Source organism: Actinomadura sp. BRA 177 (assembly GCF_013372625.1).
Lineage (GTDB): Bacteria > Actinomycetota > Actinomycetes > Streptosporangiales > Streptosporangiaceae > Spirillospora.
On sequence record NZ_JABXFD010000306.1, the window covers coordinates 1 to 15,866 of the forward strand.

A 15,866-nucleotide genomic window follows, 5' to 3' on the forward strand; every position below is an offset into this window, starting at 1 on the left:
CCTCCCACCCGCCTGGCCCGGCCCAGCCCTGCGCACCCTCTACAAGTCGTTCGAAAAGGACTTCGAACAACTCCTGACAACCCAGGTACTGACCTGAGCACCCGAACACCGCCTTAGCCCGACCGGTCCCCAACCTCTAGCCTGACAATCCGTCGGACGGGCGGTGCGATGGACCGAGCAGAACAAGCGGCTTCCCTGTTACCGCGCGTCAAATGATTAGCCGAAGAACACGGCCCTGCCCTCAAACGCGCCCTCGCACTGCTCGTCGATGGAGCCCTGGTCGGCCCCGCCGCCGGCCGCCTCCAGAAGACCCTCGCAAACCAGCACGATGACGTCCGCGCGGCCTTCTACGCCGCGTTCGACGCCGTCCGGCACTCGGCCGCCGGCACCGGCCCCCGGGTCCACGATCCCTACATCCCGAGCGCACCCCGAGGCGGCCGCCCACCTCGGCCGTCCGCAGCGGCTCACCGGAGAAACTCGACCAACTCAGCGCGGAACTGACCCGGGCCTCGAATACCTGGCAGGACGCCGCCCAAGCCCTCTCCGAAATCCTCGCCAACCTCGGCCTCACCACAGCCCCCGCACGGACGATCTCCCAGGCCGCCCGTACGGTCTCCCAGCAGAAAGCGGAAGTACGCCGAAGCCGCGACGAACTCCTCAAGACCGACCGCCAACCGGTCGTCCAGCCCGCCAAGGCCGGCAATGTGTTCCACGACGGCTGGAATGCCTACGCCCACCACTACCTTCCCGGCCGGCAATCCGATGACCGCCCCCTTCTACATAGCGGTCAAACCGAAGAGCTGGCTGGAGCGGGGCCCGCAGGCCAGATCCAGGGCCTCGCCCAGGGCGTCCAACACCCGGTCGCCTTCGCCAAGGCCGCCATCAACTGGGAGGAATGGAAGCGCGACCCCATCCGTGCCTTCGGCGGTCCATATCCGCCGGAGTTGTCCATCAGCGACCCTCTGTCAAAGCTTTCTACTGACGAATTCGCAGACCTGAACCAGGACGAGGACACTTTCTTCACGCGGCTCGACCGTCTCTGGGCACAAGGCGAACTGCCTCAGCAGGTGACACGGAAATAAGAGAGGCCGCCCAGCCCGTTCACGCCCCACTCCTTCGGCTGCCCGTGGGGCGGCGGAGCGGGGTGTGCGTCCGCCGCCCGAGGTGGCGTCAGGCGGGGGTTTCGGCGGTTGTGGTCAGGACGGCGCGGGCGGGGATGTCGGCGAGCGCCCAGTGTGCCGGACGAGGGGGAGTATTACAGCGGCGCGTGGGCCGGGCCGAGGTCCAGCGCACCCTGCTGGAGGGCTGCGGCAATCCCGTCCTGCTGGAGACCTTCGACCGGCTGTGGACGGCGAGCGAACTGGTTCGCCGCTGGGCGGCGCATCGCAACCCCGGCCGTGACCCCATCGCGGAGCACCGTCAGCTAGAGGAGGCGGCGCAGGGGACCTGACGGCACCCCGCCTGGTCACGTGTAGGAGCCGGTGCGGATGTCGTCCAGGAGGGACGGCCCCGCCGGGCGCCAGTTGTACTGGGTTTCCGCGCGGGACGGGTCCAGCGGGGACGAGCGGGTCAGGACGTCGGCGAAGGGGCCCAGGAGTTCGCGGGCCTCGGCGCGGGTGAGGGAGATCGCCTGGGCGCCGGCCGTCTCGGCGACGGCGGTCGCGATGTCGCGCATCGGGGTGCGGGTCCGGGTCGCCGCGTTGACGACCGTCCGGCCGGACGGGTCGGCCACCGCGGCGGTGTAGAGGGCCGCCAGGTCATCGACGTGGACGGACGACCACTCGTTGGCGCCGTCCTCGACGTAGGCGGTCACGCCGTTCTGCCGGGCGGACGCGAACATGCCCTCCAGGAGGCCGGAGCCGCCCCGGCCGTACACCAGTGCGGCGCGGATCACGGTCGCGTCCTCCGCCTGCAGGGCTTGGCGTTCGCCCAGCACCTTCCACGGCTGCGGGGACGACTCCGGGTCGATCGGGGTGCCCTTGGTGACCGGTTCCCCGGTGGTGTCCGGGTAGACCAGGCCGGTGCTCGTGTAGACGAGCGGCCTGCCGGCGGAAAGGAACGCGTCCAGGGCCGCCTCTTCGATCTCGCGCATGCGCGGGTCGGCGTAGTCCACAGCGATGTGGACGACCGTGTCGGACGAGGCGGCCGCCTCCCGCAGGACGTCCGCGGAAGACAGATCGCCGCCGACCGCCTTCGCTCCCAGGGCGGTCACGCGCGCCTCCAAGGCGGCCGAGCGGGCCAGCGCGGAGACCTCGTGCCCCGCTTTGATCAAGTGTTCGGCGACCACGCCGCCCAGATAGCCGCTGGCGCCCGTCATGAAGATGTGCATCGCTCTTCCTCTCAGTGCTCGACGTCCACGCTGCCTTCGCGGGCGGGAAGCGGCCAGGGACTGAGAGTGCCAGGCTCGGCGGGAAGAACCGCCGTACCGTGGACGGCATGGACAAGCGCGCGTTGGCGGAGTTCCTGCGGGCCAGGCGGGAGCGGATCCGGCCCGAGGACGCCGGGCTGCCGCACGGGCCGCGGCGCCGGACGCCCGGGCTGCGCCGCGAGGAGGTGGCGCAGCTCGCGCACATCTCCGTCGACCACTACAGCCGGCTGGAGCAGGGGCGGGGGCGCAACCCGTCCCGGCAGGTGCTGTACGGGATCGCGCGGGCGCTGCGGCTGTCCGCGCAGGAGCGGACCCACCTGTTCGAGCTCGCCGGGGAGCGCGAGCGGGACCGGGTGGACGGGCCGTCCCGCGAGGTGGCGCCGGGCACGCTGAGCCTGCTCGACCGGCTCACCGACGCGGCCGCCATCATCGTGGACGACACGTGCCGCGTGCTCGCCTGGAATCCGCTCGCCGCCGCCCTGTTCGGGGACTTCGCCGAGAAGTCCGGGCCGGACCGGAACCTGCTGCGCCGCCACTTCCTCGAACCCGGCGGCCTCGGGGCCGAGCACCTGGAGTTCGTGGTCACGTCCGTCGGCTACCTGCGGGTGGCGATGGCCCGGTATCCCCGGAACGCGGAGATCCGGGCGCTGGTGGACGAGCTGACGGCGGCGAGCCCGGAGTTCGCGCGGCTCTGGGAGTCGCAGGAGCTGCGGATCGAGCACCACGCGCGGGAGCGGTTCGCGCATCCGCGGGTGGGCGAGGTCGAGCTCGACTTCGACATCCTCACCGTCCCCGGCCAGGACCAGCAGCTGATCGTCTTCACCGCCGAGCCGGGGTCGCGGGCGTACGAGACGCTGCGGCTGCTGCGGGTCGTCGGGACGCAGCGGATGGACGTCCCCACCTGATCAGAAGGTGATCACCTGGCGGACGGCCTTGGCGGTGTGCAGGTCGTCGAAGCCCGCGTTGATGTCGTCCAGGGGGAGGCGGCCGGAGAGCAGGGCGTCTACCGGGAGCGTGCCGTTGCGGTACATGGCGATGAAGCGGGGGACGTCGCGGCGGGGGACGCAGGAGCCCAGGTAGCTGCCCCGGAGGGTCTTCTCCTCGGCGACGAGGCTCAACGCGGGGAGGCTGAGCGGGGTGCCTGGGGCCGGGAGGCCGACGGTGACCGTTGTGCCGCCGGCGCGGGTGGCGGCGTAAGCCTGCTCCAGGACGGGGGCCACGCCCGTTGTGTCGATGACCTTTTCCGCGCCGCCTGAGGTGAGGTCGCGGAGAGCCTCGGTGGCGTCCGGGCCGCCTTCGATGGGGTGCGCGCCCAGTTTCTCCGCGAGGACCCGTTTGTCCGGGACGAGGTCGATCGCGTAGACCGTCGCGGCGCCGGCGGCCTTCGCGGCGAGGACGGCGGAGAGGCCGACGCCGCCCAGGCCGAAGACGGCGACGGTGTCGCCGGGGGTCACGGCTGCGCTGTAGAGGGCGGCGCCGGCGCCGGTCAGCACGGCGCAGCCGAACAGCGCGGCGATGTCGAGGGGCAGGTCGGGGTCGATCTTCACGGCGGAGCGGGACGAGACGACGGTGTACTCGGAGAACGCCGAAACGCCCAGGTGGTGGTTGGGGCGGGTGCCGTCCGGGGCGAGGAAGCGCTTGCCGCCGGAGAGGAGGGTGCCCGCGCCGTTGGCCTGGGCGCCGGGCCCGCAGAGGGCGGGACGTCCGGCCACGCAGCGTTCGCAATGGCCGCAGGCCGGGACGAACGCGAGCACGACGTGGTCGCCTGGGTTGAACTCGGTTCCAGGCCCGGTTTCCACCACTTCGCCGCCGCCTCGTGGCCGAGGGCCATCGGGAGCGGACGAGGGCGGGAGCCGTTGATGACGGAGAGGTCGGAGTGGCAGAGCCCGGCCGCGCCGATCTTGACCAGCAGTTCGCCGGGGCCGGGACCGTCCAAGCTCAGGTCGGTGATCTCCAGCGGGCGGGACGAGGCGTAGGGGGTGGAACGTCCCGATTCGACCAGGACGGCGGCGCGGGTCTCGATCATGGGGTGAGCAGCTTCTCCATCTCGGCGCGGACGGGGCCCGTGATCTCGACCGGGCGGCGGGTGTGCCGGTCGACGAAGACGTGCACGAAGTGGCCCTCGGCGATGAGCGCCCCGTCGGACGCGCGGAACATGCCGATCTCCCAGCGGACGCTGGAGCGGCCCAGCCTGCCGATGCGCAGGCCGACTCTGATCGCGTCCGGGAACGACACCTCGGCCTTGTACTCGCAGTGCGACTCGACGCAGAGGCCGATGGGGGCGGACGTCGCGGGGTCGAAACCGGCCGTCCGGATCATCCACTCGTTGATGACGGTGTCCATGAGCGAGTAGTGGACGACGTTGTTGACGTGCCCGTAGACGTCGTTGTCCTTCCACCGCGTCGGGACGTTCTCCCAGTGCTGATACTCGCCGGTCATGAAGGGCAGCCTATGGTCGTCCCGGCGGCGTCGCGGCATCGGCCCGGCAGGACGGTGACCACGCCAAACGGCGTCCGGCCGCGGCGGTGCGCACGCCCAATGAGGAAGCGGCGTTCACCAGGCCGCGAGGAAAGGTTCTGAGCACGATCCCGGCCAGGTGAACGCCGCCCCCCTGAGCGGCGCTCCGCGTGCGCCGCCCGTCTATGCGGACGCGCGGGCCGCGTCGAAGCGCGCCTGCACGTCCGTCCAGTTCACCAACGTCCAGAGCCGCTCCACGTAATCCGGGCGGACGTTGCGGTACTGCAGGTAGTACGCGTGCTCCCAGGCGTCGAAGACCAGCAGCGGCGTGGTGTTCATGCCGACGTTGCCGTGGTGGTCGTAGATCTGCTCGACGACGAGCCGCCGGCCGAGCGGCTCCCACGCGAGGACGCCCCAGCCAGAGCCCTGCACGGTGGACGTCGCCGTGGTGAGCTGCTTCTGGAATGCCTCGAACGTCCCGAAGTGCTCGTCGATCGCCGAGGCGAACTCGCCGTCGGGACGGTCGCCGCCGTCCGGCGACAGGTTGTCCCAGAAGATCGAGTGCAGGACATGCCCGGAGAGGTTGAACGCGAAGGTCTTCTCCAGGCCGACCAGTCCGCCGTACTGCTCCTTGTCGCGCGCCTCGGCGAGCCTCTCCAGCGTGTCGTTGGCGCCCTTGACGTAGGCGGCGTGGTGCTTGGCGTGGTGCAACTCCAGGATCTCACCGGTGATCGCCGGCTCCAGGGCGGCGTAGTCGTAGGGCAGGTCGGGCAGCGTGTAGTCGGCCATACGGCCACTATTGCAAATGAGTTGCAGTTACGTCCAGCACGCAAAAAGCCCGCCCCGGGTGGGACGGGCCTTGTGCGCGGACGTCAGTGGCGGCGGCCACCGCCTCTGAGGCGGGCGAGCAGGCCGCGCACCTTGGCCTGCGTGCGGGGGTCGCGGGCGTAGCGCTCGGCTTTCGCCCGCATCTTGCGGCCCTGCGGGCCCTTGGCGTATCTCATGATCCGGTCGACGACAGAAGGCATGTTCGTCCTCCTCGGCCTAGGTCTCCGTACAACGAGTGCCCGGTCGCAGAAGTTCAGAACGCCTCGTCCAGGGTGACGCTCCCCTCGACGCCGATCTGGTAGGCCGAAACGCGCCGCTCGAAGAAGTTGGACAGCTCCTGGACGTCCTGCAGCTCCATGAACGCGAACGGGTTCGCGGTGCCGTAGCGGGCCGGGAGGCCGAGCCGGACGAGCCGCTGGTCCGCCACGTATTCGAGGTAGTCGCGCATGTCGTCGGCGCTCATGCCGGGCAGGCCGTCGCCGCACAGGTCGCGGGCGAACTCCAGTTCCGCTTCGACGGCCTCGTCCAGCATGGTCGTGACCTGGGCCGTCAGGTCCGCGTCGAACAGCTCCGGTTCTTCGGCCCGAACGGTGTCCACCACGGAGAACGCGAACTCCATGTGCATCGACTCGTCCCGGAACACCCAGTTCGTGCCGGAGGCCAGTCCGTTCAGCAGGCCGCGCGAGCGCAGCCAGTACACGTACGCGAAGGCGCCGTAGAAGAACAGCCCCTCGATGCAGGCCGCGAAGCAGATGAGGTTGAGCAGGAACGCCCGGCGGTCGGCGGCGGTGCGGAGCTCGTCCAGGGAGCCGAGCGAGTCGATCCAGCGGAAGCAGAACTCCGCCTTCGCCCGGATGGACGGGATGTGCTCGATCGCCGCGAACGCCCGCGCGCGCTCGTCCTGATCGGGCAGATAGGTGTCCAGGAGGGTCAGGTAAAACTGTACGTGGACGGCCTCCTCATATAGCTGCCGCGACAGGTAGAGCCGGGCCTCCGGGGCGTTCACGTGCTTGTAGAGGTTCAGCACCAGGTTGTTCGCCACGATCGAGTCGCCGGTGGCGAAGAACGCGACGAGCCGGTTGACGAGGTGCAGTTCGGCGGGCGTGAGCCGGGCCAGATCGGCTAGGTCGGACGCGAGGTCCACCTCCTCGACCGTCCACGTGTTGCGGATCGCGGCCCGGTACCGCTCGTAGAAGTCGGGGTAGCGCATGGGACGCAGGGTCAGGTCCATGCCGGCGTCGAGCAGCATTATTGGCAGGCCTCGCAGGTCTCGGGGTTCTCCAGGGAGCAGACGGCCGCGGCGACCGTCGTCTGCGCGATCCGCGTCGCCGGACGCGACCGCAGGTAGTACGTCGTCTTGAGGCCGGCGCGCCACGCGTAGGCGTACATCGAGGAGAGCTTGCCGATCGTCGGCGTCTCCATGAACAGGTTCAGCGAGTGGGCCTGGTCGATGTACGGGGTGCGGGCGGCGGCGAGGTCGATGAGCGCCTTCTGCGGCAGTTCCCAGGCCGTCCGGTAGAGGGTGCGCATCTCGTCCGGCAGGTCGACGAGGCCCTGGATCGAGCCGTTCGCCTTCTTAATCGCCTCGCGGACGGCGGGCGTCCACAGGCCGAGCGATTTGAGGTCGTCCACCAGGTAGCCGTTGATTTGCAGGAACTCGCCGGAGAGCGTCTCGCGCTTGAACAGGTTGGACACCTGCGGCTCGATGCACTCGTAGCAGCCCGCGATGGACGCGATCGTCGCGGTCGGCGCGATCGCGATGAGCAGCGAGTTGCGCAGACCGACCTCGGCTACGCGTGCGCGAAGCGCGTCCCAGGCGTCTGGACGGGTCGGCGTCGCGTCCGGGAAGTGGTCCAGGTGGAGTTGGCCGCGTGCGGTGCGCGTCATGTCGTAGGCGGGCAGCGGGCCGTGTGCGGCGGCCAGATCGGCGGACGCGTCGTAGGCGGCTAGGGCGATCTCCTCGGCGATGCGTGTGGAGAGGGCACGGGCCTCGTCCGAGTCGAACGGTAGGCGGAGCGTGAAGAAGACGTCCGCGAGGCCCATCACGCCTAGGCCGACCGGTCGCCACTTGCGGTTCGCCTTCTCCGCTTCTGGCGTGGGGTAGAAGCCCCTGTCGATCGTGCGGTCCAAGAACCGTACGGCGGTGCGGACCGTTGAACGAAGCCGCTCCCAGTCGACCCCTGCGGACGTGACGTGCGCGGCCAGAGTCACCGATCCGAGGTTGCAGACGGCCGCTTCACTATCGCCCGTCACTTCCAGGATCTCGGTGCAGAGGTTCGACAGGTGGACGGTGTGGCCTGGCTCGGCGGTCTGGTTGCAGGCGCGGTTGGCGGCGTCCTTGAACGTCATCCAGCCGTTGCCCGTTTCGGCGAGCGTCCGCATCATGCGCCCGTACAGCTTGCGGGCCGGTACCTGCCGGACGAACCGTCCCTCCTTCTCCGCCGCCCGGTACGCCTCGTCGAACGCGTCGCCCCACAGGTCGGCCAGCTCGGGAACTTCCTTCGGGTCGAACAGCGACCACGTCGCGTCGTCCTCGACGCGGCGCATGAACTCGTCCGGGATCCAGTTGGCGAGGTTGAGGTTGTGGGTGCGGCGCGCGTCCTCGCCGGTGTTGTCGCGCAGTTCGAGGAACTCCTCGACGTCGGCGTGCCACGGCTCCAGGTACACGCAGGCCGCGCCCTTGCGGCGCCCGCCCTGGTTGACGGCGGCGACGGACGCGTCCAGGGTGCGCAGCCACGGGACGATGCCGTTCGAGTGGCCGTTGGTGCCGCGGATCAGCGAGCCCCGCGACCGGACCTTCGTCCACGAGATCCCGATGCCGCCCGCGTACTTGCTGAGCCGCGCGACCTGACCGTACCGCTCGTAGATCGACTCCAGCTCGTCGCGCGGCGAGTCGAGCAGGAAGCAGGACGACAGCTGCGGGCGGCGCGCGGCCGAGTTGAACAGCGTCGGCGAGCTGGGCAGGTACGACAGCGTGCTGAGCAGCCCGTACAGCTCGGCCGCCTCGGCCACGCTCTCCGCCAGCCCGCACGCCACGCGGAGCAGGAAGTGCTGCGGACGCTCCAGGACGAGCCGCGACTGCGGATGCCTCAGCAGATACCGGTCATACAACGTCCGAAGCCCGAAGTACTCGAAGCGGTCGTCGGCTTCGTCGTCGATGAGGGCGTTCAGGGCGGTTGCGCTGGCGGCGACGAACGCGGCCGGGGCGTCCGCCAGCAGGCCCTCGCGATGCGCGGCGGCGACCGACTCGGCGAACGTCGCGCCGCCGGCGGACGCCGCCTCGTCCCGGATCCGGGCACCCAGCAGCCGCGCGGCGACCTTGGCGTATCCGGGCTCGGCGGGCACCAGGGCGGCGGCCTCGCCGATCACGAGATCCCGCAGCGCCGCCGCGTCGGCGCCCGGCCGGAGGGCGGCGAGCAGCCGGCCCGGCTCGGCGTCCGGTATGCCGGCGCAGGCGGCCTCGACCTCCGCGCCGATCCCCCGCAAAGACGATGCGGTTTCCGGTGGCGCGGCCAGAGCCTGTGTCACGTGCGTCTCCCCTCGCAAGCCGCCTCGCGGAGGCATGCGAACGGGACGCGACGGCACGCCGCGGCTCCGCCCGTCGGCCCACCCGCGAGGCCTGGACGTGTCGTGTTGGCAGGTCTTCGGACTCGCGGGCGTCGCCTCTACGAGGAGGCGTCCTACTGGCCGTCGCTTCCCAGGCCGCGTGGCCCAGTGCTCGTTGACGGCGGTCGTTCCCGCTCACCGCTGCGGGGCAGTCCCGGATTCGCACCGGGTTCCCTCTTACGACGCCCCCGCCGCGAACGGCGGGGGCGTACCAGCACGGGATTGAACCCTACATGTAGTCGGCGATCTTTGTGCAACCCCAAGATGTTGGGCGTGTCGGCGGGGTTGCCGGGGTCGGCTGCAGGACTGCCGGCGGTGGTGGCACGATGGGTGCCGTCATGTCCGAGCGTCCCCCGCAGCCCCTGTTCCGGACCGCACGCGCGGTGGTCTTCGCCACCGCGTGCGTCGCGCTGGCCGTCCTCGGGCACGTCCTCGCAGGCGGGGACCGGGTTCCGCTGTGGGCGGCGACGGTGGGATTCGGCGCGGTCCTCGGCGTGACGCTGATGCTGGCGGGTCACGAGCGTTCCCTCGCCACGATCCTGGGCGGCCTGCTCGGCGGGCAGTTCGCGCTGCACGCGCTGTTCACCAACGCGTCCGCACACCACGCGCCCGCGATGGCGCACCACACGCCCGCCATGCACGCGGCCATGCCGAGCACCGCGGACACCGTGGCGGCGTCGGCCGCGCAAGGCGGCAACGGGCTGGTCATGACGCTCGCGCACTGCGTGGCCGCGCTGGTCGCCGCGTGGTGGCTGCGGCGCGGCGAGCGCGCGGCGTGGGCAATGGTCCGCTGGGTCGCCGCCGCGGCCGACCGTCCCGTCCGGCTGCTGCCGGCCCTGCTGACCATCGAGGCGGCGGTTCCGCCGCGGCCGGTCCCGGTGGTCCCGGCGGCGGACGCCGGCACGGCCATCGGCCGGGTGCTGCGGCACCAGGTCGTCCGGCGGGGTCCCCCGCCGCGTTCGAGGGCGCTCGCGCACTTCTGAGGCGAGCGCCGTACGTCACCGGACGCCGATCGGCGTCCGGGTTCTTCCCGTACGACTCGAACGGAGTTCCCTCATGTCCTTCCTCTCGCACGCGCGCCGGGTCGGCGCCGTCGCGTCCCTCGGCGCGATGTCCGTGGCGGCCCTGGCGACCGCCGCGTCCGCGCACGTCACCGCCAACCCGAAGACCGCCGAGCAGGGCTCGTACGCCAAGGTGTCGTTCCGCGTGCCGAACGAGCGCGACGACGCCGCCACCACGAAGCTGGTGGTGCACCTGCCGGTCGACCACCCGCTGGCGTCGGTGTCGGTCCGTCCCACCCCCGGCTGGACGGTGAAGGCGGAGAAGTCCAAGCTGCCGAAGCCGATCAAGTCCCACGGCGGCGAGCTGACCGAGGCCGTCACCACGATCACCTGGTCGGGCGGCAAGATCGAGCCGGGCCAGTTCCAGGAGTTCGACGTGTCGATGGGCCCGCTCCCGGACGACACCGACCAGCTGATGTTCAAGGCCGACCAGACCTACTCGGGCGGCGAGGTCGTCAAGTGGGAGGAGGCGCCGGCCGAGGGCGCGGCGGAGCCGGAGCACCCGGCGCCGACGCTCAAGCTCACCCCCAAGGGTGGCGACGCGGCCACGGCCGGCCTGACCGCCGAGAAGAAGCCCGCCGACACGGCTTCGGCGTCGACCGATGACGGGACGGCGCGGCTGCTCGGCGGCATCGGCATCGCGGTCGGCGTGATCGGCCTCGGCCTCGGCGGCTACGGCCTGAGCCGCGCGCGGAGCCGGGCATGATCCGGCGGCTCGCGGCGGGCGCCCTGGCCGTCGGGACGGTCATCGCGCTGACGGCGGCCCCGGCCTCCGCCCACACGTCGCTGACGGCGGCGAACCCCGCGAAGGACGCGACGGTCTCATCGCCGTCCCAGATCGTGCTGACCTACGCGGACCCGGTCCGGCTGCCGCGCGTGATCCTGATGGACGCGTCCAAGAAGCAGTACCAGTCGGGGTCCGCTCAGGCGGTCGACAACAAGGTCACCCAGGCGGTCAACGGCGCGCTGCCGAACGGGAAGTACACGGTCGGCTGGCGCGTCGTGGCCTCGGACGGGCATCCGGTCGAGGGCACCTACACCTTCACGGTGAGCGGTTCCTCCGCCGCCGAGCCCGCGGCCGCGGCACCGTCCACGCCCGCCGCGACGACCGCCGAGGATTCGGGCGGCTCGTCCGGCTGGCTGTGGATCGGTCTGATCGTGCTGGTCATCGCGCTGGCCGCCGGAGCGGTCGGCTGGTCCCGCCGCTCCTCGTCCGCCCAGGATTGATCATCAGGCTTCCGGTCGGGTGATTACAGCATTACAGTAATTACCCGACCGGTCGCACCTGGGGGCTTCATGATCGTCGAGTACATCCGCTACCGCATCGATCCGCAACGGGCCGAGGAGTTCGAAGCCGCCTACGCGCGCGCGTCCGTCCCGCTCGCCGCCGCGCCGCAGTGCGTGGACTACGAGCTGTCCCGGTGCGTCGAGGAGCCGTCGTCCTACATCCTGCGCATCGGCTGGACGTCCGCCGACGATCACATGAAGGGGTTCCGGGGCGGCGAGCACTTCCCCGCCTTCTTCGCCGAGATCAAGCCGTACGTGCAGCAGATCGAGGAGATGCGGCACTACGAGCGGACGCCCGTGCGCGGCGCCGGCTCGTCCGTCCCGACGATGTACGACTGGGCGGGCGGCGGCGAGGCGTTCGAACGGCTCACCGAGGTCTTCTACGCGAACGTCCTCAAGGACGACCTGCTCTTCCCGCTGTTCGAGCACATGGCGCCGGACCACCCGAAGTGGGTCGCGATCTGGCTGAGCGAGGTCTTCCGCGGCCCCGAGCGCTACAGCGGGGAACGCGGCGGCTACCACCACATGGTCCGGCAGCACCTGCGCCGCGGCATCAGCGAGGCGCAGCGCCGCCGCTGGGTCGCCCTCCTGATGGACGCGGCGGACGAGGTCGGCCTCCCCGACGATCCCGAGTTCCGCGCCGCGTTCGCGTCCTACATCGAGTGGGGCACGCGCATAGCCCTCTCCAACTCCCAGCCCGGCGCGAAGCCGCCCCTAGAGGCACCCATGCCGCACTGGGGCTGGGGCGTGGCCCCGCCTTACATCCCGTCCAAGTAGCGACCACCCGAACGTGGTTCAGGGGGCGAAGGCGCGGAGGGTGATCTCCACGAGTGCGTCGGCGTACTGGGGGGTCAGCGGGCCGGATCGGTGGAGCCAGCGCTGGTAGAGCGGGGCGTAGAGCACCTCTAGCACCAGGTCGAGGTCCGCGTCGGCGGCGAGCTGGCCGGCCTGCTGGGCGCTGCGCAACCGTTCCTTCTTGGCCTCGTCGACGGGGCCGGCCAGCTTTTCGCGGTACGCGTCCGCGAGCGCGGGATCGGCGATGATCTCCAGGTTGAGCGCTCTGATGGGCGCTTCGAAGGCCGGGTCGGCGAACTCGGCGACGGTGGCCCGCATGACGGTCCTGAGGTCGGCCCCGAGGTCGCCGGTGTCGGGCAGCCGCACCCCCTCGGCGCCCTCGCTGAGCTCCAGGAACGCGTCGAAGATCACCGCGCCCTTGGACGGCCACCAGCGGTAGATCGTCTGCTTGCCCACGCCCGCGCGTGACGCGATGGCCTCGATCGACACCTTGGCGTATCCGACCTCGGAGACCAACTCGCGTGCGGCGCCGAGGACGGCCCGCCGCGACCGCTCACTGCGCCGGGCTGGGTCGGGCTTTCTGGGTGGGGACACGTCGGGCAGCGTACCACTTAGACGAGACGAGACGGTCCGTCTTGACTTGGCCGCCACTCCATCCCATACTCGAGTCAACGAGACGGACCGTCTCGTCTTTCCGAAATCCCGGCAACGCACAGAGAAGGAGGCAGAGCCTTTGCGCACTGTGGCCCAACTGGCGCTCATCGGCGTCACCAAGCGCTACGGCGAACGTGTTGTGCTGGATCGCGTGTCGCTCACCGTGAAACCCGGCGAGCGGATCGGGGTGATCGGCGACAACGGCTCGGGCAAGTCCACGCTGCTCAAGTTGATGGCGGGCGCCGAGCAGCCGGACAACGGCGAACTCGTCACGGCCGCTCCCGGCGGCGTCGGACACCTCCCGCAGTCGCTCGCGCTCCCGCCGCACGCGACGGTGTCCGACGCCATCGACCTGGCGCTCGCAGACCTGCGCGACCTGGAAGCCCGCATCCGAACGGCCGAACACCGCCTCGACGACGCGGGCCTGGACGCCTACGCGCGCCTGGTCGCGGAGTTCGAGGCACGGGGCGGCTACGAGGCCGACGCCCGGGTGGACGCCGCGCTGCACGGGCTCGGGCTGCCCGGACTCGACCGGCGCCGGCCGCTGGGCACGCTCTCCGGCGGCGAACGCTCGCGGCTCGCCCTGGCCGCCGTGCTGGCGTCCGCCCCCGAACTGCTGCTGCTCGACGAACCGACGAACGACCTGGACGACCGGGCCGTGACCTGGCTCGAACAGCGCCTCCGCACCCACCGGGGCACGGTCGTCGCGATCACCCATGACCGGACGTTCCTGGACCGGGTGACCACCGCCGTCCTGGAGGTCGGCGATGGGCAGGTGCGCCGCTATGGCAACGGATACAGCGGATACCTCGCCGCGAAGGCCGCCGAACGAGCCGCCCAGGCGCGGGCCCACGAGGAGTGGAAGGCCGAGCGCCACCGGCACGCCGCACTGGTCGCGGCCAACGCGGGACGACTCGCGGACATCCCACGCAAGACGGCCAAGGCGGGCATGGGTACCGGGGCGTGGCGCGCACGCTCCCGCACCCACGGCGCGGCCGGACGCATCCGGCAGTCGCAGCAGCGGCTGCGGTGGCTCACCGACCACCCGGCGCCGCCACCACCCGAGCCGCTGCGCTTCACGCCCGCCCTCACCACGGCCGACGCCGCCGAAGCCGAGGTCGCCGCGCTCGCCGGAGTGGTGGTCACGGGAAGGCTCCGGCTCGACTCCCTGACCGTCCGCGCCGGCGAACGGCTGCTGATCACCGGCCCGAACGGGTCAGGAAAAACGACACTAATGCGGGTGCTCGCCGGCGAACTCCGTCCAGAGGCGGGCGAAGTACATCGGACCGGCCGTGTCGGCTACTTCCGCCAGGACGAACCGGACATCGCCGGGGCGCCGCACCAGACCGTCCTCCAGGCTTACGCGCACAAGCGACCGGGAAGCCCGGACGACCACGCCGACGCACTGCTCGCCTTGGGCCTGTTCCGGCCGTCCGACCTGGGCCTGCGCGTGGGGCAACTCTCCTACGGGCAGCGGCGCCGCATCGAACTGGCCCGGCTGGTGGCCGAGCCCGTCGACCTGCTGCTGCTGGACGAGCCGACCAACCACCTGTCCCCGATGCTCGTAGAACAGCTGGAGGAGGCACTGACCTCGTACCAGGGCGCCCTGGTGATCGTCACCCACGACCGCCGCCCTCGCGCCACCTTCACCGGCACCCACCTGGAACTGAACAGAGACGACATACCGTCCCGGGCGGGTCGGGCACGTTCTGGGGCTGGACGCGCCTCTCACCCGGGCTGATGCGGCCGGCAGAAAAATCTTGAAGAAAAATCGGGGGGAATGTCGATCCAGAGCGGGGTCGTGCGACGCGTCAGTGAAAGGCCGATGAGACGCACCGCACGAGAGGACCACCACCATGACCGCCCAGACCGCTCACACCGCCCCGTCCACCACCACCGACCACGGCACCCGGCGCAAGGTGCTGTGGGGCGCGCAGATCCTGCTGGCCGCGTTCCTGCTGATCGCCTCGGGACTCCCCAAGCTGGTCGGCCAGGCCGATGCCGTCGAGACCTTCACCCAGATCGGCTGGGGCCAGTGGTTCCGCTACGTGACCGGCATCGTCGAAGTCGCCGGCGCGATCGGGCTGCTGATCCCCCGCCTGGCCGGGCTCGCCGCGACCGGGCTGATCGGCCTGATGGCCGGCGCGATCCTCACCCAGATCCTGGTGCTGGAGCCGGCGTGGAGCGCGATGCCCGCCGCCTTCGCGGTCGTGTTCGCCACCATCGCCTGGGACCGACGCAACGAAACCCGCGAACTGCTGCACTCGCTCAAGCACTGACCGCGCACACTCCCCAAGCGGACGACCCGAGGCCCCGGCCTTGGGTCGTCCGCCGTTTCAGCGTGCGGAGCGAAGGCGCAGTACGAGCAGGGTCGTCAGGGCGGTGGCCGCGGACAAGGCGAAGGCAGCGCGTAGGCCCGCGAGAGTGTAGTCCGAGAAGGCCCATGTGGTCGTCGCCAAGGCGGGTCCCGGGGAGAGGCTTGGACACGCCAAGAGTCCGGTGCCCGCGCCGACGACGGTCAGGCGCCAGCTCAGGTCGGACGGGTGCCAGTCGGCGTCGGCCGTGACCGCCGCTCCGAAGACGGCTGCCTGGCACGTCCCCCGGCGATCGCCCAGGACGCCGCCGGCCGGTCCCGCAGCGACCATCGCTACGGGAAGGGCCAGGATCGCCGCCGCGGTGCCGACCGGGGAGAGGCCCAGCGTCCGCTGGAGCTAGAAGGGCGCGAGGGACTCGACGAGGGAGATGACCAGGGCGTTCAGCATGATGGCCGCGACAGGCGCTGTTGCTGTGGGCACACGTGGGAGGGCGCG

At 71.0% G+C, this 15,866-nt stretch carries 18 protein-coding genes, 1 pseudogene and 1 riboswitch; of the genes and pseudogenes, 9 read left to right on the forward strand and 10 right to left on the reverse strand.

What is annotated here, in order from left to right; all coding sequences use genetic code 11:
• Positions 1-216 precede the first annotated feature (216 nt).
• Positions 217-405, reverse strand: coding sequence for a hypothetical protein (locus tag HUX53_RS14945; protein ID WP_176403792.1), 189 nt, complete (start codon positions 403-405; stop codon positions 217-219).
• A 299-nt stretch (positions 406-704) separates the two neighbouring features.
• Between HUX53_RS14945 and HUX53_RS14950 the strand changes: the two genes are divergently transcribed.
• Both HUX53_RS14950 and HUX53_RS14955 read left to right on the forward strand, forming a co-directional pair.
• Positions 705-1,082 (forward strand): hypothetical protein, encoded by a 378-nt coding sequence (locus tag HUX53_RS14950; RefSeq protein WP_176403793.1) that lies wholly within the window; start codon positions 705-707, stop codon positions 1,080-1,082.
• 185 nt (positions 1,083-1,267) lie between these two features.
• The gene (locus HUX53_RS14955) at positions 1,268-1,450 is read left to right on the forward strand and encodes an FCD domain-containing protein (protein WP_369009202.1); all 183 of its coding nucleotides are present in this window, start codon (positions 1,268-1,270) and stop codon (positions 1,448-1,450) included.
• 15 nt (positions 1,451-1,465) lie between these two features.
• On the opposite strand, the gene HUX53_RS14960 is transcribed toward HUX53_RS14955, so the two are convergent.
• The gene (locus tag HUX53_RS14960) at positions 1,466-2,329 is read right to left on the reverse strand and encodes an NAD-dependent epimerase/dehydratase family protein (RefSeq protein ID WP_176403794.1); all 864 of its coding nucleotides are present in this window, start codon (positions 2,327-2,329) and stop codon (positions 1,466-1,468) included.
• A gap of 107 nt (positions 2,330-2,436) precedes the next feature.
• Here HUX53_RS14960 and HUX53_RS14965 point away from each other — a divergent pair, with 107 nt between their 5' ends.
• Complete coding sequence (locus tag HUX53_RS14965; RefSeq protein WP_176403795.1) at positions 2,437-3,273, forward strand: helix-turn-helix domain-containing protein; 837 nt, start codon at positions 2,437-2,439, stop codon at positions 3,271-3,273.
• Here the strand turns inward: HUX53_RS14965 and HUX53_RS14970 are convergent, their stop codons facing one another.
• From HUX53_RS14970 to HUX53_RS14995, 7 genes and pseudogenes are all read right to left on the reverse strand, one after another.
• On the reverse strand, positions 3,274-3,915 hold the full coding sequence (locus HUX53_RS14970) for a zinc-binding dehydrogenase (protein ID WP_369009203.1): 642 nt from the start codon (positions 3,913-3,915) through the stop codon (positions 3,274-3,276). It lies immediately after the preceding gene.
• Positions 3,916-3,972: 57 nt separating this feature from the next.
• Positions 3,973-4,280: pseudogene (locus tag HUX53_RS43035) on the reverse strand (alcohol dehydrogenase catalytic domain-containing protein); the annotation flags it as partial.
• Positions 4,281-4,390: 110 nt separating this feature from the next.
• The gene (locus HUX53_RS14975; RefSeq protein ID WP_176403796.1) at positions 4,391-4,807 is read right to left on the reverse strand and encodes a thioesterase family protein; all 417 of its coding nucleotides are present in this window, start codon (positions 4,805-4,807) and stop codon (positions 4,391-4,393) included.
• 201 nt (positions 4,808-5,008) lie between these two features.
• The gene (locus HUX53_RS14980; protein ID WP_176403797.1) at positions 5,009-5,614 is read right to left on the reverse strand and encodes a superoxide dismutase; all 606 of its coding nucleotides are present in this window, start codon (positions 5,612-5,614) and stop codon (positions 5,009-5,011) included.
• 83 nt (positions 5,615-5,697) lie between these two features.
• A complete protein-coding gene (locus HUX53_RS14985) occupies positions 5,698-5,853 on the reverse strand; it encodes a hypothetical protein (protein WP_176403798.1) in 156 nt (51 codons plus the stop codon).
• 53 nt (positions 5,854-5,906) lie between these two features.
• A complete protein-coding gene (locus HUX53_RS14990) occupies positions 5,907-6,902 on the reverse strand; it encodes a ribonucleotide-diphosphate reductase subunit beta (RefSeq protein WP_176403799.1) in 996 nt (331 codons plus the stop codon).
• The gene (locus HUX53_RS14995) at positions 6,902-9,181 is read right to left on the reverse strand and encodes a ribonucleoside-diphosphate reductase subunit alpha (RefSeq protein ID WP_309237232.1); all 2,280 of its coding nucleotides are present in this window, start codon (positions 9,179-9,181) and stop codon (positions 6,902-6,904) included. Before HUX53_RS14995 ends, HUX53_RS14990 begins: the two co-directional genes overlap by 1 nt.
• Positions 9,182-9,270: 89 nt before the next feature.
• A riboswitch (cobalamin riboswitch) is annotated at positions 9,271-9,490 on the reverse strand.
• A gap of 107 nt (positions 9,491-9,597) precedes the next feature.
• On the opposite strand from HUX53_RS14995, the gene HUX53_RS15000 reads away from it, so the two are divergent.
• The 4 genes from HUX53_RS15000 to HUX53_RS15015 all read left to right on the forward strand — a co-directional run bounded on the left by HUX53_RS15000 (position 9,598) and on the right by HUX53_RS15015 (position 12,384).
• On the forward strand, positions 9,598-10,242 hold the full coding sequence (locus HUX53_RS15000; protein WP_176403801.1) for a hypothetical protein: 645 nt from the start codon (positions 9,598-9,600) through the stop codon (positions 10,240-10,242).
• A gap of 73 nt (positions 10,243-10,315) precedes the next feature.
• A complete protein-coding gene (locus HUX53_RS15005) occupies positions 10,316-11,026 on the forward strand; it encodes a YcnI family protein (RefSeq protein ID WP_176403802.1) in 711 nt (236 codons plus the stop codon).
• Positions 11,023-11,547: a copper resistance CopC family protein gene (locus tag HUX53_RS15010; protein ID WP_217919449.1), complete on the forward strand. Its 525-nt coding sequence runs from the start codon at positions 11,023-11,025 to the stop codon at positions 11,545-11,547. The genes HUX53_RS15005 and HUX53_RS15010 overlap by 4 nt, the downstream gene beginning before the upstream one ends.
• Before the next feature lie 69 nt (positions 11,548-11,616).
• A complete protein-coding gene (locus tag HUX53_RS15015; protein WP_176403803.1) occupies positions 11,617-12,384 on the forward strand; it encodes a group II truncated hemoglobin in 768 nt (255 codons plus the stop codon).
• Positions 12,385-12,402: 18 nt separating this feature from the next.
• Here the strand turns inward: HUX53_RS15015 and HUX53_RS15020 are convergent, their stop codons facing one another.
• Positions 12,403-12,996 carry a TetR/AcrR family transcriptional regulator gene (locus tag HUX53_RS15020; RefSeq protein ID WP_176403804.1) on the reverse strand — a complete coding sequence of 198 codons (594 nt, stop codon included), beginning with the start codon at positions 12,994-12,996 and terminating at the stop codon, positions 12,403-12,405.
• Between the two features lie 139 nt (positions 12,997-13,135).
• Here HUX53_RS15020 and abc-f point away from each other — a divergent pair, with 139 nt between their 5' ends.
• Together abc-f and HUX53_RS15030 are read left to right on the forward strand one after the other, a co-directional pair.
• A complete protein-coding gene (abc-f, locus tag HUX53_RS15025) occupies positions 13,136-14,797 on the forward strand; it encodes a ribosomal protection-like ABC-F family protein (protein ID WP_176403805.1) in 1,662 nt (553 codons plus the stop codon).
• A 115-nt stretch (positions 14,798-14,912) separates the two neighbouring features.
• Positions 14,913-15,335, forward strand: coding sequence for a DoxX family protein (locus HUX53_RS15030; protein WP_176403806.1), 423 nt, complete (start codon positions 14,913-14,915; stop codon positions 15,333-15,335).
• The last annotated feature ends 531 nt before the right edge of the window (positions 15,336-15,866 follow it).